The sequence below is a fragment of the Sphingobacterium faecale genome (assembly GCF_016746095.1).
Classification (GTDB): domain Bacteria; phylum Bacteroidota; class Bacteroidia; order Sphingobacteriales; family Sphingobacteriaceae; genus Sphingobacterium; species Sphingobacterium faecale.
The window spans coordinates 23,438-49,871 of sequence record NZ_JAERTY010000004.1 but is presented as its reverse complement, the minus strand read 5'-3'; the positions used below and the strand labels follow the sequence as shown (position 1 = coordinate 49,871).

Genomic DNA, 26,434 nt, shown 5'->3' with positions numbered 1-26,434 from the left:
AAGTATGACAATTCGATTTTTAATACCTGCATTAACACTGCTGTTTGCTACGCCTTCACTGGCGCAGCGGACAGCAGAGGTTGGAGCAGTGCAGTTTCAAAATGCGAGCCAGCAGTCTATAGCTGCACAATCATTGCTGCCTGTAGATTCCGACGTTAAAATAGGCAAACTAGCCAATGGATTGACTTATTATATCCGTAAAAATACAGAACCTTCTAAAAGAGCCTTATTAAATTTGGTAGTAAATGTCGGTTCGCTTATGGAGGATAATAATCAATTGGGCCTGGCTCATTTTACAGAACACATGGCATTCAACGGCACACGTGATTTTCCAAAAAATGAGCTTATCAACTATTTACAACAAGCAGGAGTGAAATTTGGAGCAGATGTAAATGCATCTACCTCTTTCAATGAGACGATCTACAAACTGCCTCTTCCTACGGATGATTTACAGGTTTTCGAAAAGAGTTTCAGTATATTGGCCAATTGGGCAGGACTGGTGACGTTTGACGAAGATGCTATCGATAGAGAACGTGGGATAATCCTGGAAGAAGAGCGCTCCAGGGGCAAAAACGTTGCTGAACGGGTTAAGCAGCAAGCCCTTCCATTACTTCTGAATGATTCACATTATGCTGCCCGTCTGCCAATAGGTACAGAGCAAATATTGAAAACGTTCAAGCCTGATGTCATAAAGCAGTTTTACAAGGATTGGTATCGTCCCAATTTGCAGGCTGTTATTGCGGTAGGAGATTTCGATCCGGTACAGGTAGAATACCTGATCAAGAAAAATTTCTCCAAACTCAAAAATCCTAAAAGCGAGCGAGCGAGAGTTAACTATTCTATTCCTCCGAGTCTGTCCACCAAGGTCAAGGTTATTACCGATCCTGAGCAGACGAGTACCAGATTTCAGATGATTGTCCGTCATCAGGGTACGCCAATAAAAACGGCGGAAGATCTGAGAAAATCCATCGCCAGAAGTCTTTTGAATCGCATGTTGGGAGGTAGAGTAGCCGAATGGAGACAGCAAGAAAATCCACCAATGTTAATCGGGTCTATTGGCTATGGAAATTTCCTCGCGGATATTGATGCTTTTACTATAGCGGTGACCGCCAAGCCTGGGCAACTTGAGCAAGCCACCAAGCAGATACTCGCTATCAATGAACAGGCTATTCAATTCGGTTTTACGGAAACGGAGCTTCAAAGAGCAAAAACATCTTTGCTCAACACGATAGAACGACAATGGAAAGAAAAAAATAAGAATAACTCGTCCAGATATGTCAATGAATATGTTGCACACTTTTTAAAAGGAACCGCCATTCCAGGGATTGATTACGAATATAATTTCATTAAGCAAAACCTTCAATATATTAATATAGCAGAATTGAACGCATTGATTGTGGCTTTAAATCAGACGGACAATCGAATAGTCATTGTGGAAGCACCGGAAAAAGATAAGGATCTATTGCCGGATGAACCAATGTTGCTCAGCTGGATCAATACCGCGGGCGAGGGCATAACCCCTTATCAGGATAATATAGTAACTACGCCTTTGCTCAGAAAGATTCCATTAGGTGGCCAGGTGAGTTTAAAAAAGGAAAATCCGAAAACTGGCGTCACAGAGCTTATACTCACAAATGGAGTCAAAGTGATCTTGAAACCTACTCCTTTTAAAAATGATCAGATTATTATCAACGGCTATAGCTATGGTGGTACATCCCATGCTCCTGATTCTATTTATTCTTCGGCTTCTGTGGCTGCACTTTTTGTCAATCGCAGTGGTATTGGTGATTTATCAAAGGGGCAGTTGAATAAGGTACTGAGCGGTCGCTCTGTCAATGTTTCCAGCGCTATCAGCGAGTTTACTGAAAGTGTCAGTGGCAATTCTTCCCCTGCCGAGCTGGAAACTGCCATGCAGCTTATCTATCTGTTATTTACCCAGCCGCGTAAAGATTCTATCGCTTGGTCTTCCACGATTTCACAGCATCAAGCGAGTATGGCCAATAGAGCGTTAAATCCCACACAGGTATTTCAGGATACCGTTATAGCCGTGTTGAACAATTATAATCCCCGTAAAACCAAAAATGGACTCACCGATTTAAGGGATGCTTCGATGGATGATGCCTATCAGTTTTACAAAGATAGATTTGCTGATGCAAGTGATTTTACGTTTGTTCTGGTGGGTGCCTTAGACGCTGCTGAAACAATTCCTCTGGTCGAAAAATACCTAGGTGCTCTACCTGCGCTGCACAGAAAAGAAAGTTATATAGATGCAGGTTTCAGAATACCGTCCGGAAAAATCCGCAAAATCATACATAAGGGTATAGAGGACAAGAGCCGTGTGCAGTTGGTGTACAGTGGAAATTATACCTACTCTGCCGAAGCAAATATGCAGCTCGAGGCCTTGAAAGAGGTGATTAATTACCGGATATTAAATCGGCTTAGAGCGCAGGAAAATGGTGTCTATACGCCCACCGTAAGTGTAGCTTATACTAATATTCCGAAGGCCGGATATAGTATAACCATCAGTTTTAACTGTGCACCCGATAATGTAAGGCACCTTATTGATGCAAGCATAGAGGAGATCACCAATTTGAAAGAGAATGGGCCGACCGCCACGGAGCTTCACAAATTCAAAGTGGCTCAACAACGGATGAAGGAGATGCAGATAGAAAGTAATGTCTGGTGGGTATATTATCTACGCGAACAGTATATGCAGCGTGATGTACCGGATGAGGAGCTGAGGGAAATACAGCTTCTGGATACCGTAACTATCCACAGCATACAATCGGCTGCTAAACAATACACGGGCGGAGAAAATCTAATAGAATTTATTTTAATGCCCGAGTCGGTAGATTAAGCCATCTACTTGATACAGGATTACACTCCCCGGTAATCCTGTATTTTATCGATTTGTCTATCCTGATCTTAATATACTATGCGGTTTTCAACCAGTGCTTTCATGGATCAGTTTATGGCCTAATATCCTCGGTTGGTAATACTTCTACCTTATCATTAGCCTTTACCACGAATGTACCTTTTACCCGGGTAGAATTCAATAGATACAGAATCCATATGATGCCAAAGATAATAGTCCTGAATATTTCGGCGTACTCACTGAATGTTTCCGGTGGTTTCGAAAATAGAACCGAAGCAGCCACCGTATCCAGAATAGTAAAGACAATCTGTAGCAGGAGCAGTGCCAGCAAAGTCTGAGGAAATATGTCCCGTCGTTTTATCAACAGATAGAAACAATAACAGGAGAGAAAGAATATCAGCGTGTTTATTACAAATTCAAAGACGAGAAGGGCACTTAATAAGGTTTTAGACATTTCAGTATAGTATCCAAATGTATTCCATACCTGTAAGCTAAACATATAGGGCACCATTAAGTTGAAGAAAACACGCAAAGGACTTGCAAACAAAGCGAGGGCTAACAAAATCAACCATCCACCTACTGCATCATACTCCGCATTATCATAGAGATATATTACGGAGGAGGCACTTCTTTTATGGTAGTATTTAATAGTGAGCCAGGTGAATAAGGCTAGTAACACTAAAAATATCGATACTGCCCACCAGTTAGTTTTATTTTGAGTGTTAGATCCGGTCACAAAACCATCATCATCCATGTACACTGCACAGGTAAAAATGTTGTTCAAGTCCGAAAAATCCGACATAAATTCATCTACCTGATCCACCTTTACATGCGTATCGTGAAAACCTAATCGGAATGCCACCTTCAGTGTATCATTATTTGTTGTGATACTTTTTCCAAAATAATAACTATCTCTGGACTCATAGATATTCTCGCTTAGGGCAGGTACATTTACAGAATTTGGATTTATGATATACACATCATGTTCTAGAGCCAAAGGATAGCTCAGAGCGATCGGCGTTGTGCGAGGCTCGATGATCTCCGGAATATAAAGGCTTAAGCTTGATGCGTAGGCATATACCGTAGATCTATTTGTTGTCGGATCAAGCTCGATTATCTTGTCAATAGTATAAGATTCTTTTACACGAAATACATTATTTGCAATATCATCTTCTAGATGAAGAGGAGTCCGTTTCTTTACCTGTTTATAAAGCTTCTGGTAATATTCGATATTCGATTTCTCGATTTGGTTTTTGGCTGTCTGTTTAAAATAGGAACGTGTATTTTCTGCATTTGCTCCAGTATATATAGTGAGTACATCCAAGATCGCAGTACCATCCTTTTGAATGTGGAACCGCTCTTCAATACGTGTATTGCCTGATACTATTTTTTCCGTGTCATACATTTTCCCCCCAGGCTGTACGTGTAGTACTTTACCATAAAAAGGAAAATATCTATCGCGTATATTTCCGCCCTGATTAGTTATGGTAGGATCTATATATTGCCCGCGATCGTTCAATATAAAATACAGTACCATATGGTTGAAAGCATTTGGCGAGGGGAGATAAGTCTCCATATTATACTCCTCCCAGGAATTTACCAGGACGAGCCTACTTTTAATTCCCCTGTGCTTCAGCATTGTCGCCATTAATACTGACTTGTCTTTGCAGTCGCCGTAGCGTTGTGCAAATACTTTTTCAGGTTCATTAGCCCGATGCGAATATTCACCGACTTCAACGCCCATATAACGGATTTCATTCTGCACGAAATCTGCTACTTCTTTTACATAGGCAATAGAGTCTTTTTTTGCTTTGAGCCACAGCTGATCTGCAAATTCACGTAGCTTTCCTGTTGCAGCCGGTAGAGGGATTGGGTTGACATCATCCGCCCATTTAGCGACATCGGACCACTTCTCGAATTCCGAACACTCCATACGTTGTCTTGTGGGGTACCATATTGGCGTATTGAAATCATAAGCTACATGCGTAGTACTTGGCATTTCCCAATAGTAGCTGATCGCCGTACCTAGATCTTTTTCCTTAGGGGAGTCGGCTCCCAGAAACGTTTTAAAATAGAGCTTACGTTGCTTTGGTACAATATAATTAATATGCAGTGCACCGGTAGGTTCAAAACCTTGTAGTACATAGCTGTCAAAAAATCTTCCGCCAAATACAGGGTTGAAGCCTACCACCGAATATGACATTACGATTTTATCGTCTTTCCTGAGGTCATCGAGCAGTAGGTAAGCCGAATAGGTGCCATTATATATGGAGCGGGACAGTTCTGTTTCCGAAGCTAAGAGTTCAAATTTTGACAGGTTCAGACGGTCCAGTCGTTTACCATCCCGGAGCAGGTACAGCTCATGTAAGACCAGTGTTTGGTATTGCGGTACAAAACTAATATGTATCTGTCCGGCGTTTTCTGCACCGGCATTTTCTGTTAAAACCTTTACCGTACGGTAAAATCGGCTCTGCAGCGACAGATTGACCTGATATTCTATAGATTCAAAATAATAACCGTCGCTTATATCTTCCAGATCAGGCATCTTAGATGGCACCTCTTTCTGTCGTATCCAATCCGGAACAGGAGCTTTGGTCAACGATGGTGATTTTGCAAAGCCAATGATTTGCAAGAAAATAAAAAGAACTGCCAAAGCAGAGGTTCTGATTAATTGCATAGGGTTAATAATTATGAAACGAATATAATGATAAGTTGAATTCTTTAAAAGAAAAAATCCCTGAAGCGGGGAGCTTCAGGGATTCTTAACTAACCAATTATTAACCTAAATTATGAATACTGATATCATCGCAATTCTCATGCCGATAATATTTAATATCCTGTTGTTAACAAAAAGGTTACGTTGTGATGTGTATCGCATTACAAAAAATAAATAGTCGATGAGCGGTAGTGGCACAATCAAGATCAAAAAGGCTAAAAGCCGAGCTTTATTGGTGCTATTACCTAAGGCCGTTTTATTTGGAGAGAGTTACTATTCGAAGTAAAGTCTGGATCTAACCAAATATTTAGCACTCTTGATATGACTTTCCATCGTAAGCTTCGAATCTATTAATTCATATTTAAACGAAGTCTTTTTGCCGTTAAGGTTTAAATATATAGAATCTTTGGATAGCGTATAGCTTCCATTACCTTCGGGAGATTTAAAAGAACCATCCGGCAGAAATTGTACCCTTACATTCTTGACCGAATCGAGCCTGTCCTTAGCCTCCTCATAGGGAGAATGATCCGCGTTAAAATGAGTGATCCGTTCGGCCACCAACTGCCATTCTCTGTGCAGAGGATGTTGTTGTCTGTTAAAGGAGAGAAAAATTATACTTGATAAGGCAATTAGATAACCGAATAATCTCATGATAGCAAATTTAGCATTTTAAAAATTACCTAGAAATACCAAATAGTATACCAATCTATAGTTTATAGTGTTGCGGCTATTCCTAAAATTTGAACTATGAATATGCTATATTGCCCATCTTACCCTTATGATATCCCGTCTATTTCAAATCTGACCGATTCAGAGTTTTGCAAAGAAGTCATTTTTATCATAGGAGAAAATTGCTGCTCATTCGTTGATTTTAATGACCTATCCCGATACCGACACATATCAGATTTTAAAAAATCATTTTATCACTTATAGTCTTTGCTGTTTCTGCGAGGTTATCAAATATTTTGTTCTTTATGTTTTCAGTATATCGATTTTCAGGTAGATATATACCTAAACCTGCAATCACTTGTCCCTTACGGAAAATTGGCATTGCCACACCTACAATATTAGCTTCTGTATAATGTACCGCATACCCCAATTTGTTTATCTTTTGAAGTTCCGATATCAGGGACTGTTCACTTTTTACATTTTCCCAATTTTCCGGCAGACCATAGGTCTTGATAAAAGCATTGCGGTCAACTGGCTCTAGATATGCAAGTAATAGCTTACCGGTGGCTGTTTGATAGGCATTGAGTTCTTTTCCTGGGTTTGCTTGTAGCTCTTGTACATAAGTCTTATTATATAATGTCCTCCTTGAGTTATTCTTTAAAACCGATAAAACACAACTTTCCTTAAGTATTTTGCTTAAGTTTTTCATTGGCCCTTTCGCTACCTTGATGATCTCTTTTTCGTTTGAAAAATTATTTGTCAAATAATAGGCTTGTCGGCCCAGTAAATAGCCTTTTTTCTTCTCCACATATCCACGACTCATCATCGTTTTAATGATATTTGAACAAGTCCCACTATTAAGATTTAACGGCGTAGCAATTTCGCCTAAGGAATGTTCTTTGTCCATATTGCGCGATAGCAATTCCAATATGTCTAATGCTCTATGTAATACTTGAATCATTATATATTATTTAAAACTTATTCAAATGTAACTAACAAATCTTTTACATTATAAAAGTTTTAATATTTATTTTTTTACTATAAAATTATACTCTAAGTTTGATGTAAGTAATCATTTAATTATAAGCCAACTATGAACAAATTACTTTTATGGGGTGTCTTCACGATTTTTCCGTTAATTAATAAGGCGCAGATAGCTCAGCCTTCATTGTCATACCTTGAGCGATCATTTCAGACTTACGATAGACTTCATAAGATAATATGGTCTGATCCGGAACTAGGTTTTTTAGAAGTGAGTAGTTCAGGTGTTTTACAAAAACATCTGTTAGAAAGCGGTTTCAAAGTGGATGCCGCTGTTGCCGGTATGCCTACATCTTTTATCGCGAGCTACGGGAGTGGTAGTCCTGTAATTGGACTTCTTGCCGAATTTGATGCACTTCCAGGGCTATCACAGGATACTGTTCCCTATCGTAAAGCTTTGCAACAAGCAGGAGACGGGCATGGTTGTGGACATAATCTTTTAGGCACTGGTGCTGTTGCTGGTGCAGTTGCGATAAAGGAATGGTTGGATAAAAGTCAACATCAAGGTACAATAAAAGTATTTGGTGCTCCAGCAGAAGAAGGAGGAGGAGGTAAGGTTTATTTAGCTAGAGATGGTTTTTTAAGTGGTGTGGATATTATGTTAGATTGGCACCCGAGCACTCGAAACGCTGTAGATGTGGGGAATGGTTTTACCGCAGTTCAAATGATTGATTATACATTTCATGGAAAAGCTTCACATGCCGCAGGCAGCCCAGATAAAGGAAGATCCGCTTTGGACGGAGTAGAGGCTATGAATTATATGGTCAACATGCTGCGCGAGCATATTCCTTATTCTTCGCGAATTCACTATGTGATTACCAATGGAGGAGATGCGCCCAATGTAGTTCCTGAATTAGCAACAGTTTCCTACTATATAAGACACCCAAAGCGCGACGCGTTAAAGAAAATTGTCGATTGGGTCAATCAAACTGCCGAGGGAGCAGCGTTGGGTACGCAGACCACCGTGAGCAAAGAAATAATTGCTGGATTTTATGAAAAGCTCCCAAACCGTAAACTAGCCGAGTTGGTCCAGAAAAATTTGGAGATTGTAGGCGGGATAACTTACAATGATAGAGAAAGGGATTTTGCAGAACAAATGGTACAGGAGTTAGGTGGTACCTCCACTATACTGGACAAAGTGTCTGAAATTCAGCCATTGGCCGACGAAAGGGCGTCCACAGGAGGAGGGTCTACCGATGTTGGAGATGTTAGCTGGAATGTTCCTACCATAACTTTCGGCACTGCGGCTTTTATTCCGGGCAGTGCGGCACACAGTTGGCATTGGACTGCTGCAGGTGGTACCACTATAGGTACAAAAGCTCTTATTAATGCAGCAAAAGTTTTTAGTCTGACTGCAATTGAACTGTATACGAATCCTGAATTAATTGAAGAAGCAAAAAGAGAATTCGAAAAACGTCGAGGGGCAGATTTTAAATATAAGTCTTTGGTGGGAGACCGTGCCCCAGCGCTAGAATATCGAGTCAAAAAGTAGAAGCAGCCACTAAAAAAAAACCGATCCGTCAACTGGCGGATCATGAAATAATTATATACATATGAAACAACTTACTGTACTTGAGTTTTGTCTCTTTACACTAATTTTATTTTTTTCTGGTTCTTGCAAACGGCAGGAGTCTCAATTAGGAGGTAGTACTGACAAAAAACCTGCAAATGTCATCTTATGGACTTACTCTCCCACTAGCATTACCCTTGCTTGGGATCATATCGATGGGGCTACATCTTATACCGTCCAATTACTCGGCGATAAAGATGCTGATATGCCTATTGATTCATACACTACGACCACTAAAGATTTTTATCAATTTAATGGGCTACAAGAGGTTAGGGGGTACTATGTTAGGGTTCGTGCTAATGTAGACTATAATACCGGTGATTGGGTATATATCATGAATAATGCATTGCCGGGTAGGATAATGCCCAAATACGGTTTTGTTGCTGACGATTTTAAAGAGCCGGATCCTCAACCTAATATCGACCCCATACTGTACCCTAATTTTCCCGAGGGATGGGAGAATCATGCCAGTACAAGAAAAGGATCTCATGGAGGCAATGGTCCTACAGGCCGCCAATCCGATGTATTTCCATCGGGCGAATGGCTGATGTCTAATATGTATACCAATTCTGCTGCAGCCATCATCCATAAAGTAGGCAATTGGGCGTTAATGATGAATACAGGTGTAGCTGCCAATTTAGAAATGGACTTTGATTTACCCGATGGCGCACGTAAATTTTCATTCATTTACGGAGCAGCAACCATCACCAATGCAAATGAAACAGCCTTGCCGCTTAACTTAGAACTCAGTGTAGAATATTCTGTTGACGCTGGAAAAAATTGGACTCGATTGGGAGATCCCCTTCCAGTTAGCGATTTACAAGTTCAATATTTCAAGGAGTATGAGTTAGATATTAAAGGGCCTGTTCGATTTAGAATCGGGAAGAATGCATCGCGAGCACGACCTATGATCGATGAAATAGCCATTTATTATTAAAAATAGTACAACAGTATCACTCAAAAAAAATAACACAAGGAATATAATATGAAATATTCATGGAGATCGTGTTTGACACCTCTGTGAGTATTCCATATGGCCATTAAAAAACAAACCTATCCGCCAACTGGCGGATCATGAAATAATTATATACATATGAAATATCCATGTAGTAGCAACTGCACAAACACGAATGAATATAGTTTGGATATTCCATATGACAACTGAAAGACAAATTATATACATATGAAAAAACAAGTTAGCAGATTTCTTGGTGTTCTTACCCTGTTACTGATCAGCTTGAATCTCTTTGCTCAAAATGATCTAAGAACGGTCAGGGGTAAAGTTACAGATGAGAGCGGTCTACCAATTATAGGAGTAAATGTTAGTGTAAAGGATGGCAAGGGAAGTAGCGTTACAAATGAATCCGGCATTTATAGCATCTCTGTTGCCGACAATAGATCTACGATACTGATATTCTCTTTCATGGGGATGAAAACACAAGAAGTAACGTTGACAAAAAGTAACACCTTAAATGTAGCCTTGGAGCCTGAAGCGCAAAGCCTAGAAGAAGCTGTTGCCATCGGATATGGAACGGCAAAGAAGAAAGATCTTACGGGCGCTGTAGCCCTTATTAGTGGTGATAACCTCTCCAAGAAAAATCAAACGATACTTTCACAAGCTTTACAAGGGGAAGCTCCAGGAGTATCTGTCACTAGAAGCAGCGGGCTCCCTGGTGCGACGGCTACCATTCGAGTACGGGGGATAACCACTATTGGAGACAGCAACCCTTTGATTCTGGTAGATGGTATTCCAGTAGAGAGTATTGATAGGGTTAATCCGAATGATGTAGAGAATATTTCTATTCTTAAAGATGCTGCCTCGGCCTCTATTTATGGAGCTCGAGCTTCGGCCGGTGTTATTCTAATAACCACCAAACGTGCGAAGAATAACCAATTGAATTTAGAATATCAAGGGATGTTTGGTTTGGTGACACCCACCCAATTTCCAGGTGTAGTAAACCATGAGCGATATATGGAAATGATCAACGAGGTCGCATGGAACGATGGAGGGAATCTGCCAGGTACAAATTACAATGTATATAGTGAGGATTTTATTCGAGATTATTCGGCTAATAATAGATTGACCAGTGCTGATCGGTACCCAATTATTAATTGGATGGATTACTTGATAAAAGATTATGCCCCAAGTTATTCACATGGTTTGTCTTTAACTTATGGCAATGAATTTGTAAAAACAAAAGCATCTTTCAATATAGAAAATGAAGAAGCGCTGTACAACCATCGGTCTTTTGATAGAATTAGTTCAAGACTCAACAATGAGTTTAAAATTACTAAATTCTTGACTGCAGATGTAAATGGTTCGTATTTACGTTCGGCTAATATGCAACCGATAAACAATCCACTTTCACATGCCTACAAATATGGTCCTTTAGAAACACCCTATTGGTCTGATGGACGTATTTCAGGAGGGAGGAATGGTACCAATACCTGGGCTCGGCTAAATCATGGTGGCTTTAATAACAGCTGGGGAGATGAACTGATAGGTCGCTTAGCCTTAAATTTTCAACCCATAGAGCAGTTAACCATATCAGCCATAGTGGCACCATCTATCCGGTCAGTTAAGGGAAAAGTATTTACAAAGGAAATACCATATTATGATTTAGATAATACAACGACAACTGTTGGCTTTATCGGCGGCAATGAATCGACCAGTCTGGTCGAGTCTAGAAGTGAGACCCGCACTACCACGAAGCAGCTGACCGCCAATTACAACACTGTAATTGCAGATCATCATGATCTTTCTCTTATGATAGGATATGAAGACTATTATCGTTTTGCGGAGGGTTTAAATGCTTCCTCAAGCAATCTTTCCCTTTCTGACTATCCTTATTTAGATAGGGCAAATTTAGCGTACATGCAAAATGACGGAAATGCAGTTGAGAATGCTTATAATTCTTATTTCGGACGTGCTATGTATAATTACGCGAGAAAATACTTAGTCCAGGCCAATATTCGTTATGATGGTTCTTCTCGATTTCACAAAGATTATAGGTGGGCTAGTTTTCCGTCCGTATCAGCAGGCTGGGTAGTTACCGAAGAGGATTTTATTAAAAAAATTGATTTTCATCAACTTGACTTTTTTAAACTGCGAGCATCTTGGGGGACTCTAGGCAATGAACGCATCGGAAATTACCCCTATCAAGCTATTATGAACTTCAATAATGCCCTTCTTGTAGATAATGGAAGCATCGTATCAAGGACCACAGCAGCGCAAGTTGGGTATAATATTAGGAATATTTCATGGGAGACTACCGAGTCGTGGAATATTGGTTTTGACGCTACGCTGTTATCTAATCGCTTGTCCTTGACGGCAGATTATTATAAAAAGAAAACGCGTGATATGTTGCTTGCTCTAGAAATCCCCGCTTTTATGGGATATGCCAATCCGGATCAAAACGCAGGTCAGATGCATACCAAAGGTTGGGATGTACAGTTCGCTTGGAAGGACAATATTGGCGATTTTAGGTATTCTGTATCTGCCAATTTATCAGATTACAAATCCGTGATGGGTAATCTGTCTGGTGTCGTTTTTCTAGGAGATAAAATTATCAGAGAGGGGATAGAATACAATTCATGGTATGGATACCGGTCAGCCGGACTGTTTCAATCCCAGGGCGATATCGACCAATCTCCTTTGTTGAGCACGGTAGTGCGTCCAGGAGATGTTAAATATCAGGATTTAGGTGGGGCCAACGGCGAGCCTGACGGAAAGATAAATCCCGAATATGATCGTGTACCCTTAGGTGGATCTTTACCAAGATATCTATATGGCGGAAATATCAATTTAAGTTACAAAGGTTTCGATGCGTATTTGATGTTTCAAGGAGTTGGTAAACAAACTAGCCAGCTATCAGTGGATATGGTTTATCAAACAGCAGCTTGGCATACTTTTCCCGATTTTGTGGACGGCAATTATTATAGTGAATATAATACAGAGGAAGCCAATAATAAAGTACGTTACCCGCGTTTATCCCAATTGGCTTACGATGGAAATAATTATAAGATGTCAGATTTTTGGTTGTTTGACGGTTCCTACTTTCGACTTAAAAACGTAACGCTAGGTTATACGCTACCTTCCCGGTGGAACAATTACTTGAAAATGTCAAATGTTAGGATTTACGCATCAGGTAGCGATTTGTTTTCCCGGGACAACTATCCTAAAGGATGGGATCCTGAAGCAGGCCTTACCGCCTATATAGCACGTACATGGAACTTTGGTTTACAAATTCGATTTTAAATACAAAAAAATGAAGAGCAAAATATTAGCAATACTAGTGGTACCATTGGTACTTTTGGGATGCCAGCGTTTAGATTTAAACCCTTTATCAGAAGGGTCTAGTGAAAATTGGTATAAAAATGAAAATGAAATTACTCTTGCACTTAATGATTTGTATCGAGGTGCATTGTGGCATGTTGAGAGCACGAGATTATACAATACTGATCGATGGACGGATGATTGGAATCAGCGCGAGTATCTTTACGATTGGGTAGCAGGTTCCATTACTGGAGAGTGGGCTGACTCAAAAGGTACCTGGGGCAATACATACCGTGGAATAACACGTGCCAATACTATACTAAGCAGTTTAAATAACGCCGAGAATACGCTTCCACCTCAACGTTTAAATCAACTGCGGGGAGAGGCCAGTTTTTTTCGTGCATCTTTTTATTCCTATTTGGTTTTCCTTTATGGAGATGTGCCTTTGGTAACCGAATATATTACTATTGATCAGGCATTCGCCATGGGACGTACTGCTAAGGCTGATGTTCTCGAGCAGATTTATAAAGATTTTGATATAGCTATTGAGAATTTACCCCTTAGTTACGGAAAGGAACAAAGAATCACAAAGGGAGCTGCGTATGCTTTCAAAGCTAGGATAGCTACTTGGATGTTGGATTACCAAACAGCAAGAGATGCTGCTAAAAGTTGTATAGATTTAGGGATTTACTCTTTAGATGAGGATTATGCACGCATGTTTTTATCGAGCACCGATGTGTCCCCCGAGTTTATTTTTACTATTCCGCGTTCGGAAGAGCTGACAGGAACAAATATGGGAGGAGCTTCATTTCTTCCTCGCTTTTTGGATGGTACAAGCACAGCGCAGCCTTCTTGGGAATTGTTTTGTGCATATACCTGTATTGATGGGTTGCCTATTGACGAATCACCACTATTTGATCCTCAAAAACCCTTTAAGAACAGAGATCCACGTTTAGCCGAACTAATACCCGAATTTGGAACCCCATTTCACGGATTCATCTATGATCCAGGAGCTACACATATTTTAGAGTTAGCGACCAACAAAACCATACTTAACCAAGAGTCGTTGTTAAATTCTCAATTTGCATCCTATAATGGTTTAATCCTAAAAAAAGGAGTGGATGAAGCTTATGTAAAGAAACGTTCAGATCCAAATATTCTGATTATGCGGTATGCAGATGTATTGTTAATGTACGCTGAAGCGAAAATAGAACTCAATGAAATTGATGATAGTACATTGGATGCCATCAATCTGGTACGCGCCAGGGCTTACAAAGTATCAGTTTCACAGAGTTCACTATATCCAAAAGTTACAGAAGTTGATCAAGGCAAATTGCGGAAAATACTTCGATTAGAACGGCGCTCCGAATTATCTTGGGAGAATAGGAGATGGTTTGATCTCATCCGCTGGCGAATAGCAGAAATAGCTATAACAAGGCCAGTTTATGCTTTACCGATCAAGGCAGGGTTGGAGGCTAACATGGCTTCTGGTGATTATTTTTTTCCGAAGGGATCGGCACCAGAGATAGATGAAAATGGACTAGTAGATTTTTCAGCAATGTATGGTACAGGTAAAATTCGCGCTGTGGTACCAAGAAGTTTTAACAAAAGACAGTATCTTTTTCCTATTCCGTCTAGAGAAGTTATTATTAATAAGAATATAAAACAAAATCCTGATTATTAGTGCATTATAATAATCTGAAATTATAAAATAAATATGCGAAGTACTAACAATATAATGATCCTCTTTCTATTTATACTGCTTGGATGCGGTATCACCAAAGCCCCCAGCGATACAAAGAGCGTAAAGGAGCCACCGACAGAAGATGTCGTTATTGGTAAGCCACTGCCACATTGGCAAGACGGATGTTTAGATATTCATGCCATCAACACCGGACGTGGAGAGAGCACATTCTTTATTTTTCCCGATGGTACAACCATGTTGATTGATGCCGCCGGGTCTACTATTCCAGCTACGGCTCCGATACCACCCCCTTTGCAGCGACCTAATGCGTTGGTAAGTCCGGGTACGGTTGTCGCCAATTATGTAAAGCACTTTGCTCTTCCAATAGCTAATAAGATCAATTATGTAATGTTAAGCCATTTTGATCCAGACCACATGGGATCTTATGAGACAAGCCTACCATTTCACAAATCCGGAAAGTTTCAAATGGTAGGGATAACTGAATTTGGAGCGCAGGTATCCTTTGATAAAATTATTGATAGGGGATATCCTGATTATAATTTTCCGGTTGATATGACCGCAGATCCACGGATTAGTAATTATATCAACTTTGTGGATTGGTCCAAGAAGGCATATGGAGCTACAGCAGAGCAGTTTGCAGTTGGCAGAAATGATCAAATTCTATTGCAACGCAAGCCTAATGCCTACAGCAATTTTGAAATCCAAAATATTTGCTCAAACGGCGTGGTGTGGACGGGTAAAGGGACGGATACAAAAAATACATTTCCAAGTGGCGATATCGTAGCCGCCGCTAAAGGCAGCGAAAATATATTTAGCATAGGAATAGTATTGCGGTATGGTAAGTTCAATTATTTTACGGCTGGAGATCTACAATTTAACGGAAGTAGCGAACACTCTTGGAAAGATATTGAATCCCCTGTTGCAGCTGTAGTACCTCAGGTGGATATGATGAAAGCAAGTCATCATGCAACAGCCAACTGTAATAGCGAAAAATTGTTACAGAAACTGTCTCCCCATAGTATCGTTATTCAACCGTGGCGCGATGTACACCCCAATCTAGAGACAGTCAATAGAATGATTGCAGCTAATAATAATGTACAAATATTTTCAACGAATATGACCGAGGCCAATAAGCTTCGTTTCGGAGATAATCTAAAAAAACTAAAAAGTTTTCAAGGACATATAGTAGCTAGAATCAGCCCTGGTGGGGATCAGTACACCATCTATATCCTTGACGATAACGACGAAAACTATAATGTGAAAGAAGTATTTGGCCCTTACATAAGCATCTAACATGAGTAAAGAGAACCTATTATTTGGCGCCGAGAGTATTTTGAAAAATTTGGGTAAACCCGAGAATAGGAGGTGGGGGATTGTTACTATACTTTTTATAGCAATTGTTTTTAATTATGTAGACCGTCAGTTAGTATCAGTTTTAAAACCGATACTAAAAGTTGAGTTTAGTTTAGACGATTCGGGTTATGCATTTATTGTAAACATTTTTACGGTATGTTATGCCACGATGTATCCTATTACTGGTTGGCTAGTTGATAAATTTGGATCTAAAAAAGTATTGTTTTGGGGGGTACTGACCTGGTCTATTGCTTGTATTGGCGGTGGTATTTCAAAAACTGTCAGTCAATTTGGATTTTTTAGAGGAATGTTGGGGGTAGCTGAGCCGACAGTTTTTCCGGCACAACTTAAGGCAGTCACAGTTTGGTTTCCCGGCAAATTACGGGCTACAGCCAATGGCTTATGTCAGGCGGGTGGTTCGATAGGTGCTATTGTAGCTCCATTTTTAGTAGCTTGGTTGGCTTTAAGTTACAGTTGGCATACCGCTTTTATCGTTATGGGGGTGGTCGGTATACTGATTGCCATACTTTGGCGGATAGTCTACAAGGATCCACCGGCCTACATTCAGCAAGAAGCATTACAATCTACCGTATCCGATGATATCAATGGGTTCTCTTGGAAAGAACTTTGGAAGCGAAAGAGTCTATGGGGTGTTATTATGGTACGATTCGTCAGTGACCCAGTTTGGTACTTTTGCTTGTTTTGGCTTCCAGGTTACTTACAAGAAGAATCCGGACTCTCACTCGCACAAATTGGGATGTTCGGATGGATTCCCTTTTTGATTGCCGATGTAGGAGCTGTCGGTACCTCTATGCTTTCCGATAAGATTGTGCGTAAAGGCAGTTCACCTCTGTTGGCGAGAAAGAGAATGCTACTCATGATTACATTCTTTAGCTCCCTTTGTGTCTTTACCCCCTATTTGGACAGCGCTGCAGCTACAATTGTTGTGTTTAGTGTAGTGGCATTGGTCTGCGTGAGCTGGTTATTCACCATGGGGGTGATTATTGCAGAGAGTTTTCCTGTTAAAAATGTAGCCAGTGTGCAGGGGATTGCCGGAGGTTTTGGAGCGTTAGGCGCGGTTATTTTTAACTATTTCGTAGGTCAATTAATGGGGTCTTACGGGTCTGAAAAAATATTTTTGGTCATGGCCTTTTTACATCCGTTGGCATTATTGATGGTATGGGTTTTCATCAAACCTGAACGTCCGAATACCGGATAAGATAGCGTGTAGAACCTTACAATAAATTAATTTTTTATAAAAAGCAATAGTACAAGTATTAGATTATTAAATAAATATGGTGAAGAGTAGTACAGAAACGGAAAAAGTTTCTTTAGGTTCAGCACGTATCACGCAAGTTCGTGACATTCCCGTGGTTGCTGAATACGATGTAGTGGTTTGCGGAGGAGGTCCTTCGGGTTTTATTGCTGCTATTGCTGCGGCAAGAGGAGGAGCCCGGGTTGCTCTTATCGAGAGACTAGGTTTCCTTGGTGGTATGGCTACAGCTAGTTTAGTAGCTCCGATAAGTGTATTCAATTACAATGATCGTAGGATTATTGACGGCATTCCTTGGGAGTTTATTGAAAGGCTTATTGCTATAGGTGGCGCGAGAGAAGAAAAGCCAATAGGTAATATCACATTCTCCCCCGAAAAATATAAACTTATTGCACAGCGTATGGTGTTAGAGGCAGGAGTATCCCTATATCTACATTCCTATCTTACCGGATGTAAAAAAGACGGCGATCGGATTACCCACGTATTTATCGATAATAAAAACGGTGCTGAAGCCATTGCCGGTAAATACTTTATAGATTGTACGGGAGATGCCGATCTGTCCAAGCTATCGGGTGTACCCATGCAACCAATGCGTTCCGAGCTTCAGCCTGCATCGTTGATATTTATGCTCGGTGGAGTTGATGTTGAGTCGCTTCCTATGGTCCGACATAGTATGCAAGGGGTTAATTATCATGATCTAGATATGAGAAATATACTTGAGGAGATGAATAGGCATCAAGATATTCCACGTTTTGGCGGACCTTGGTATTGTGGAGTGTTAGACCATGGTATGGTTCTAGTCAATATGACCCGTACATATGCAAATATGGCAGACAACAGACAAGCCACACATACAGAATGCGCATTACGTGAGGATGTTTTTACCTTCGTAGAACTTCTTACACAGCATGTTCCTGCCTTTAAAGATGCCTATTTGGTTATGACGGCCCCACAGACAGGCACACGAGAGACCCGTAGGATCAAAGGCGTCCATACGTTGACAGGCGAAGAATATATCAATGCACAAGATTTTCCAGATGCTATTTCAAGAGGATGCCATCCCGTGGACATTCATTCATCTGTGTCGAATAATCAGCGTTGTGAATTCCTTAAGGATGCGGCTTTTGTACCATACCGTTGTTTGATAGCACCTGATTTTCCCAATCTACTCGTTGGTGGAAGGGCATTTTCAGCCGATGGGGTATCCTCCGCTTCTGTCAGGGTGCAGGCATCTGTCATGGGACTTGGGCAAGCTGCGGGAGTTGCTGCAGCACTTTGCTACAAGACAGGAGTGGACGTGTCGCATGTTGATATCACCGAATTGAGGAATACCCTAATTAGATACGGTGCCAATCTTAAATAAATTAAATACATATGAAATATATAAAATTGATTTTGCGATCTCCATTTCTCTATAGTCTATTTATAACTTTACTGAGTGTAGCGTGTTATAAAGACAACCATCAGACTAGTACAGGACCTCGGCCTGGAGCCAGTATCGAGCTTCCTAGGGTAAAGTTGATCGATGGTAATAATGTGTATGGTTACATATTGGATGAGGACAATAATCCCATTGCCAATATAACGGTTACGGACGGGTTTTCCGTAGTAAAAACAGATAATAAAGGGGTGTATCAGCTTAAGAAAAATGATAAGGCCAAATTTGTTTACTACTCCACGCCTTCAGATTACCAAATTGCAGTCGAAACTAATAACCGAAAAATCCCTCTATTTTACCGGACATTGACAGCTGCAACAACTCCTCAACAGCACAATTTTACCTTGCGTAAAAAAACAAATATGGAGACAAATTTTACCCTGTTTGGCTTAGGGGATCCCCAAGTGACAGATGATCAGCAGGTAGCGCGCTTCGTTAATGAGACCCTGGCAGATATTAAATCCGAATTGGCCGATATCAAGCAGCCTGTCTATGGAATAGCATTGGGTGATATTGTAAATGATAAGGACAATCAGCTCAATAATATGAAAACGCGGTTAGGATCTACATCCATGCCCATATTCAGCACGATAGGTAATCACGACAAATTCGCAGCAAGTCCGAATCCAAAGACCAATGATTTATTTGAAAAGGTATTTGGACCCACCTATTATTCTTTTGATATCGGGGAGGTTCACTTTGTGTGCTTAGACAATGTGGTTTTTACAAGTAATACTAGCTATTCTTTAGGGATTAGCCAAGCACAGATCGATTGGTTAGAGAAGGACCTTAGTCAAGTCCCTAAAGAAAAAATGCTTATTGTATACTACCATATGCCGATTCGCGGTAGCAATTTTTCAACGAGATCTCAGTTCCTGAATCTCATAAAAGATTTTAAGGAAGTCCACATGCTTTGCGGGCATACACATTATATGGAAAACTACATCCACAACGTGTCAGGCAAAGAAATGTATGAGCACGTTCACGGGGCAACCTGCGGAGCATGGTGGCGCTCAAATATAAATGGTGATGGCACTCCCAACGGATATATGATATATCAGATTGAAGGGACTACTGTTAAAGATTGGATATATAAGCCAACGAAGTTACCTCGGGATTTCCAGTTTAGACTTCATTGGGGAAATATTGATTTCGGCGGACAATATGGTCTGTTCAATTATGGGCAAAGTAGCAATACTTTAGTGGCCAATATATGGAATGCAGATCCAGCTTGGAAAGCCGAAGTATATATGGATGGTAAAAAGCTAGGTGATATGATTCTAAAAACCAGTGCTCCATTAAATGAAGATGCTTGGTCAAAAGGATATCACATTGGGGTGTTGAATAGGAGTGCTGATAGCTATTCCACCACCACCAAACATTTGTATTCTTATCAGATTAGCAATCCAAACAATACACTAAAAGTTGTGGTAACAGATCGATTCGGTCGAAAATATGAGCAAACCCATGCAGACATTGTTTTTGACTTCGAATCCGCTTGGCAATACTAAATAAAAAGCAGCAGAATTTTTCAAAACAAAGAATAGAAGGAAAGTCGTTTAGTTTTTATAGACGGCTTTCCTGTAGTTTAAATGCTAATTCATTGTGTCATATTTAACATTGTTGACTATTATAGCACAGATTACTTGTAGCATGATGGAACAAAGATAGTCGGGAAAGAAAATAAAAAAAACACCCTGAGGCGGGGAGCTTCAGGATGTCTTCACTAACCAATTATTAACCTGAATTATGAATATTGATATAACGGTAATCCCCGTACCGATAGTATGCTAGGGTGTCATAAATAACATAAAGGTTACAACAACTCTAAATTAAGCTTTAAATTCCTCCTCAATTACGGTTTCCCGTATTTTTAGAAAAATTTTATCATCGACTATATATAGTGTAGATCTACGACCTTTACATTCTTTTTTCTTTAATAACAGGCTTGTTATTCTCACATACCACTTCAGACGATCTGTTATTATTGCTATAGCTATAGCAGTCCTTTTGGGTATTATCGAGAGCAACGATACGCATTTGCAACGCCCGGATTATTTGCTGCAATTCGTTTATCTTGCCAGACATAGCTTTATCGTTTTTATTTACGGGTATATATATGCTTTCACAATCTTTTATAAACGACACAACATACCATTCTTCCGTGCCATTACACGTATTTTGGACTGTTAGTTCCTCTACTTCAGCTAATTTTTTATTTAGCATAGCAGTAGCTTTTTCCATATTATAGTCCTCTGCGGTCATTACTTTGGGGGAGCCATCGATACATTCTATAGCTATTGCCGGAGCGTAGTAGTAGTCTATAAGAGCGAGATTATCGTTAGGTATCCTGCTTTTTTCAACCAGTGCCACATATTCCTTTTTTAGACGCAGGTATTCGGCATGAGGTGTAGGAGCAACCGGGTAATAATGGATTGTTGTTATACTTGAACCAAGTACGCCGTCCACCTTCCAATCGGAAATATCACCACATGCATATGTTTTAATGAGATTCTCAATCTCCATCCGCTTTTCTTCAGCTTTCTTACGATAATATTCAAATGATTCCTCCTTTTTGCATCCCGCAATAAGTAATAATACAGCCATATAAATCAAGTGCTTTTTCATAATCTAATCGGTTTATGCTTATTTACAATTTCAGTAATCGGTACAATAACGAGTATAGTACAGCAAACGCGACAAGCGTTCGTCCTTGCATATCCATTGGAGATACATTGTTCTGCTACAAAATTTAGATCGACATTAACAAATTATTAAGCTTTTGTACAGCCCATTTACTAACGTGTTTATTTTTTATGTTTGATATAATCTCAATCAACGTTCATTTGCACGTTTTATTTTTGATATATAATTCCGTATGGAGGAGATTTTTTTACTGTTACGTACTCAATATAGTACCATTTTTTTACTACCTATACATGCAGATTTTGAAAAAAGCTATCTATCTGATACTATGTGTTTTTTTTAGCGGCGCAAGTATTTTCCTTACTTATCGATGGATCCTTACCACGAGATACAAGGTGGACAACAAAGAATATGCCCAGCGCTTTGGTTTGCCCTATGGGTTAGCGTTTGCATACCACGATTACATTGACGGTGGAATAACACTCTGTGATAGCGATGAAAAAATCATCTTGTCGTCAGGCAAAAAAGTAGGTTATGAGCAGGTCGAGGTCAAGCGGTTGCTGTGTTACTACATATTATCCCGAGACAAAGTGCTTTTCAGGTTTTCTGACGTCAATGATCAGATCCAATATTGTTCCGTCAATAGATTCCATACTGTGACTTATGAGAAGAATATAGATCTGGATAACTGCACAGAATTAGCAGAGGTTTTGACGTGGATAAGATCCAAAAAATCCTTCCTAAGCATCCACTATGTCGTGTTTACAGGTGTTTTAATACTGATGTTAATAACAAATACGATTGCGATTGCAAGGCTTTTTACAAAAAAATCCCCAAAGCGGGGAGCTTCAGGGATTTTTAACTAACCAATTATTAACCTAAATTATGAATACTGATATAACGGCAAATCCCATGCCGATAGTATGCGCATTCAATAAATTAACACAAAGGTTACATTGAAATCATTGTCCATAAAGAAGCAAAATGTAGTATATTGCCAATATCTAATTTACTGATTATTGATCTGATGCCCGCTTTGGGAACTAAATTGCAGAGCCCTTACTTCAATTATTCTCTGGGGCTTATGGCAACACCCTATTACACTACTTTCCGTATCAGAGACCGGTACATCAGTCCTAAAGCCCGCTATGAAGTATAAAACGAGTAGTCCTAATCGTGCCCCATCTACTATATCGAATATCTTGCGATAGCTAGTATAGTTTTATATTAATTGATAGCTAACCAATCTTTTCATTTACTTTCTGTAGATACAAAATATAGAAGAAAATACTCCCAGAGGTGATGAAAGGAATAAAAACAAGCAAGTCATTCAATCTTAAACTATCGGTTTCTCTATAATCTCTAATAAGATCATTTAGCCCCAACCCTATACATGATAAGCATATTATCAAAGCCAGCAAGATTATCTTTTTATTTATTTTCATCATATTGCTTATAAGAATTATTGATTCCTTATTTAATAATTCAAAGTTAACACTTAAAGGATTCTAATTATATTAATCGTTCTTCTTTTCGAAATAACTAAGCCCCCATATTCTCAATATCTTTATTCTTCCCTAAGATACTAAAAATCAAACACAAATATATTATCCCAAGTCAATATGGATTCATATTCAGATTTTATGTTCTCCAATCCCACACCTAATAAACTCAATACTCGTGCAGTTTAGCAAAGACCTCAAAAAAAATCCCTGGAGCGGGGAGCTTCAGGGATTTTTAACTAACCAATTATTAACCTAAATTATGAATACTGATATAACGGCAAATCCCATGCCGATAGTATGCGCATTCAATCAATTAACAAAAAGGTTACATTGAGCATCCTTACTTCATTTTATTGATCGATACCTAACGCTGTTTTGGCGGCGCTGATATGCTTGTCGTCGTTGCATTCTATTGCAAAAGCGCCATATGCCAATGGAGCTGCAGCAGCTCTCTCTATAGATTGTTCGTAGATCTTGTCCCATATCGTTCCGCCTTGTTTAACATACTCAGTTATCAAAAGCTTCAGACTATCCTCTCCAAAAACCGATAAGTGGCCAGAAAAGTCCATTGCAGGGTCACCCATATGCGCGGTAGACCAGTCTATGATACCAGATACATTACCTTCCTTATTGCTCAATACATGACCAGCATAGAGATCACCATGGATGAAGCAAGTGAAATCAGGCCACAAGAGCTCATTGTCCAGCCATCTACGATACCTACTTTCCAAGATCTCACTGATACCTATTTCAGATTTCACCAATTGGATACGGTTAGCTATTTCAGTTCTCAATTCATTAGGTGTCATTATTTTTAAATTGCTTTTTCTGACATCGTCAGCAGCAACACGATGCAGCTCGGCCAATGATTTGGCCAGAGACTGCACATAAGCTACGCTATTGGGGTCTATATTCCACGAAACCTCATGTGTCATGGCATCGAATGTCAGGGCAGGTGCATCCTCCAGTAGCGGGTATGCAATTAGACGCTCCGCTACAATCTTCCAATCAGGAACATTGATGGACAGGTTTCTTTTGGCTAGATCCAATATTCTGCTTTCATTTTGGATCTGTTCGATCATATCCTTCCTTCGAGGAATTCGGAGCACCCAGTTCTGACCGTTTACTTCTTTCACAAAAGCAACTCTAAAGTCGATGCCCATCTCATTGATGCTAATGTCGTCCGAAATTTTCAACCCATGTTCTAGGGCTAATATTTGAATATCTTCGATTGTCATTTCTATACTTTTTTATAATTATTAAGTGAGTATCAGTTTCCCGACAAGAATTCAGAATGCCATATATCGGGATAGCACTTTATCCACCTTACTTTCATATGGATCCCATTTTTCCATTTGGGGCAATATTCTGATACACGAATTGAAAGACAGTAGAAATACTGTCACATTGAACCCATATAGGGGGCAGTTAGATTAGGAAAACCAAGGTTTTGCCATCACAGCTATATTGTTGGAGTATAACATACTCGTAAAGATAGCAAATTATTGTTCATTCATCCAAGAGTTACCCTTCTTTATAACATAGGGATAGATATAGGATTTCAAACGGTCGATAGTATGCGCATTCAATAAATTAACACAAAGGTTACATTGGGGGGGGGAGAATATCCTTATTTTATGTTATCTTCCATAGTATAGCTCAAGCGCACTACAGTTTTATTCCAAAGCGTCAACACCTGCCCAGCGACCAGGCTATCCTCTTTTTCGCATACCGTCAATTTGTCTCGAAATGCGGCTATGTATTGGCTCCAATAAGACCCCTTGCTGTCTTGCAGTAGAAAGTAAAAGCCAGCGTCTCCAAATTCCTTTCCCGAAGAGTTTAGGATTAGTTCCCCATTTGCTCCGACATGGATAGACATGATGACCGTAGCATTGCCCTTGGGCAGAGGAAAGGTCGCTTTCAGACAAGTTTCCCCAGAAGGTAGTTGGCACGTGCCATATAGCCCCGAATAAATAACCTTACCGCTGGATTTAAATTTTCTGAGCCATACCGTGTACACCACTTTGTCGGTAGTTGGATTTCGGAGCGATATGATCTCGCTCGTCAGGGATTCAGTCTTCTTCATGTTGTCAGTGGGGATATTCAGTTGGTTTATTCTACTGCTGAATAGTATGTTGACCAAAGTGCCAAATACTTTAAATAGAGGAGTCCACTGCAATCCGAAGTGCAAGCTATAATCGGAGGTGTTTTCGTAAAATGAAATGACTTTTTTCGATAGTCTCGACAGTTCGTCTGGCGAAAGAGCAAATGCTGCAACAGAAGATACCAGTCCCCTAGGGCTATCGTCTCTTTCAATGATAAGGTTTTCCTTTTCAGCCAATTCGTGGACAAACTGCTCACCTATACCATCGACACTGCCTATATGCCCGAATAGCCAGGAGTGATGTTCAGGTTTTATCTTTCGTCCCCATAAGATTACCCATTGCTGTGTGCACCAGTCTTGAAATTTTTGAATTGGATAAGCTAGTCCCATGTCAGATAGCGTTTTCCGTTCCACTCTCCAATTTCGGCGACAGCCTTGAACCTCAACGTCGTAAATTCAAAATGAAAATCCTTTCTGTTTCTTTCCTTCATGGCGTCCGCGTGCCTTTTAGGGCGAGGTACATCGCTATGCCCACGTACCATATCCGTCATCTCCTCTTGCGATCGCCATATGGAGAATGTGGATACCGTCTGTGGTAAGCGGATTGAAGCCAATGATAGTAAGGTGCCGGGATGATCCCGCACAAGCTTCTCCACAGGTCTGCCCCAGCGGATAAATCGTGGTACTTCCAGCAGTTTCATCCGTGCCACAGTCACGGCCACAACAGGGCTGCCCGATAGATCTATCTCTGTAATATCTTTCGAGATATCAAACCCAGAAAAGCTACCCCATTGCCTAGCTAAGATAAGCCTCAGATGCCATCCGTTGGCGAATATCTTGCCTATGTTGTTATTGGTCAGGAAGCGATCCAGTGCAGCTTCACTTTCCCACTGGGCAAATAATACCAATTGACCGATCAGCATACGCGAAAATGAAAATACAGGCGAGCCTAATACCATTCCTGTCATACACTCGGCATGGATCAATCCAGGTACCCGATTCGGAGTAGGTGGCGCTATCATAACTTTCAAGCCCGATAGGGCAGAGGTCTTCACCAGGTGGTAGGAAAATATACTCATTTTTCGTTGCTCAGTTTATCAAGAAAAGCAATCATATTGCCATCCGAGAGCGTTTATAGATTCTACAGTTACGACTAAGCAAGACTCCTCGTTCAGGCCGTTAAGGTTCATACTTTTCATATCTCTATTTTTAGAATCCTATCCTATACATACGGTTTGTCACAGGCAAAATAGAGAATCTCTA

General features: G+C 40.1%; 17 protein-coding genes. 10 read left to right on the top strand and 7 right to left on the bottom strand.

All coding sequences use genetic code 11. The annotated features are described in order from the left end of the window. Positions 1–4: 4 nt before the first annotated feature. Positions 5–2,857 carry a M16 family metallopeptidase gene (locus JKG61_RS08235; protein ID WP_202102501.1) on the top strand — a complete coding sequence of 951 codons (2,853 nt, stop codon included), beginning with the start codon at positions 5–7 and terminating at the stop codon, positions 2,855–2,857. A 112-nt stretch (positions 2,858–2,969) separates the two neighbouring features. Here JKG61_RS08235 and JKG61_RS08230 read toward each other — a convergent pair whose 3' ends face one another. From JKG61_RS08230 to JKG61_RS08220, 3 genes are all read right to left on the bottom strand, one after another. Beyond that, positions 2,970–5,552 carry a DUF3857 domain-containing protein gene (locus JKG61_RS08230; RefSeq protein WP_202102500.1) on the bottom strand — a complete coding sequence of 861 codons (2,583 nt, stop codon included), beginning with the start codon at positions 5,550–5,552 and terminating at the stop codon, positions 2,970–2,972. 312 nt (positions 5,553–5,864) lie between these two features. After that, a complete protein-coding gene (locus tag JKG61_RS08225; protein WP_202102499.1) occupies positions 5,865–6,242 on the bottom strand; it encodes a lipocalin-like domain-containing protein in 378 nt (125 codons plus the stop codon). 256 nt (positions 6,243–6,498) lie between these two features. Then, positions 6,499–7,221 carry an IclR family transcriptional regulator gene (locus JKG61_RS08220; RefSeq protein WP_202102498.1) on the bottom strand — a complete coding sequence of 241 codons (723 nt, stop codon included), beginning with the start codon at positions 7,219–7,221 and terminating at the stop codon, positions 6,499–6,501. Between the two features lie 132 nt (positions 7,222–7,353). On the opposite strand from JKG61_RS08220, the gene JKG61_RS08215 reads away from it, so the two are divergent. The 8 genes from JKG61_RS08215 (at position 7,354) to JKG61_RS08180 (ending at position 20,427) form a co-directional block, all read left to right on the top strand. Beyond that, positions 7,354–8,793 carry an amidohydrolase gene (locus tag JKG61_RS08215; protein ID WP_202102497.1) on the top strand — a complete coding sequence of 480 codons (1,440 nt, stop codon included), beginning with the start codon at positions 7,354–7,356 and terminating at the stop codon, positions 8,791–8,793. Between the two features lie 61 nt (positions 8,794–8,854). Then, positions 8,855–9,808 carry a fibronectin type III domain-containing protein gene (locus JKG61_RS08210; protein ID WP_202102496.1) on the top strand — a complete coding sequence of 318 codons (954 nt, stop codon included), beginning with the start codon at positions 8,855–8,857 and terminating at the stop codon, positions 9,806–9,808. Positions 9,809–10,054: 246 nt separating this feature from the next. Beyond that, positions 10,055–13,129: a SusC/RagA family TonB-linked outer membrane protein gene (locus tag JKG61_RS08205; protein WP_202102495.1), complete on the top strand. Its 3,075-nt coding sequence runs from the start codon at positions 10,055–10,057 to the stop codon at positions 13,127–13,129. A 10-nt stretch (positions 13,130–13,139) separates the two neighbouring features. Continuing rightward, positions 13,140–14,831, top strand: coding sequence for a RagB/SusD family nutrient uptake outer membrane protein (locus JKG61_RS08200; RefSeq protein WP_202102494.1), 1,692 nt, complete (start codon positions 13,140–13,142; stop codon positions 14,829–14,831). A 33-nt stretch (positions 14,832–14,864) separates the two neighbouring features. Next, positions 14,865–16,145, top strand: coding sequence for a ComEC/Rec2 family competence protein (locus JKG61_RS08195; protein ID WP_202102493.1), 1,281 nt, complete (start codon positions 14,865–14,867; stop codon positions 16,143–16,145). A gap of 1 nt (position 16,146) precedes the next feature. Beyond that, entirely contained in the window at positions 16,147–17,424 is a 1,278-nt protein-coding gene (locus tag JKG61_RS08190; RefSeq protein WP_202102492.1) for an MFS transporter, read from the top strand. Between the two features lie 76 nt (positions 17,425–17,500). After that, the gene (locus JKG61_RS08185) at positions 17,501–18,841 is read left to right on the top strand and encodes an FAD-dependent oxidoreductase (RefSeq protein ID WP_202102491.1); all 1,341 of its coding nucleotides are present in this window, start codon (positions 17,501–17,503) and stop codon (positions 18,839–18,841) included. A gap of 11 nt (positions 18,842–18,852) precedes the next feature. Beyond that, positions 18,853–20,427, top strand: coding sequence for a calcineurin-like phosphoesterase C-terminal domain-containing protein (locus JKG61_RS08180; protein ID WP_202102490.1), 1,575 nt, complete (start codon positions 18,853–18,855; stop codon positions 20,425–20,427). A 409-nt stretch (positions 20,428–20,836) separates the two neighbouring features. Here JKG61_RS08180 and JKG61_RS08175 read toward each other — a convergent pair whose 3' ends face one another. After that, positions 20,837–21,544, bottom strand: coding sequence for a hypothetical protein (locus tag JKG61_RS08175; protein WP_202102489.1), 708 nt, complete (start codon positions 21,542–21,544; stop codon positions 20,837–20,839). Positions 21,545–21,855: 311 nt separating this feature from the next. On the opposite strand from JKG61_RS08175, the gene JKG61_RS08170 reads away from it, so the two are divergent. Next, the gene (locus tag JKG61_RS08170) at positions 21,856–22,428 is read left to right on the top strand and encodes a hypothetical protein (RefSeq protein WP_202102488.1); all 573 of its coding nucleotides are present in this window, start codon (positions 21,856–21,858) and stop codon (positions 22,426–22,428) included. A gap of 989 nt (positions 22,429–23,417) precedes the next feature. On the opposite strand, the gene mph is transcribed toward JKG61_RS08170, so the two are convergent. From mph to JKG61_RS08155, 3 genes are all read right to left on the bottom strand, one after another. Continuing rightward, entirely contained in the window at positions 23,418–24,305 is an 888-nt protein-coding gene (gene mph, locus JKG61_RS08165) for an Mph(E)/Mph(G) family macrolide 2'-phosphotransferase (RefSeq protein ID WP_202102487.1), read from the bottom strand. A 392-nt stretch (positions 24,306–24,697) separates the two neighbouring features. Next, positions 24,698–25,561 (bottom strand): hypothetical protein, encoded by an 864-nt coding sequence (locus tag JKG61_RS08160; RefSeq protein ID WP_202102486.1) that lies wholly within the window; start codon positions 25,559–25,561, stop codon positions 24,698–24,700. Further along, positions 25,552–26,250 carry a hypothetical protein gene (locus tag JKG61_RS08155; protein ID WP_202102485.1) on the bottom strand — a complete coding sequence of 233 codons (699 nt, stop codon included), beginning with the start codon at positions 26,248–26,250 and terminating at the stop codon, positions 25,552–25,554. Before JKG61_RS08155 ends, JKG61_RS08160 begins: the two co-directional genes overlap by 10 nt. Positions 26,251–26,434 lie beyond the last annotated feature (184 nt).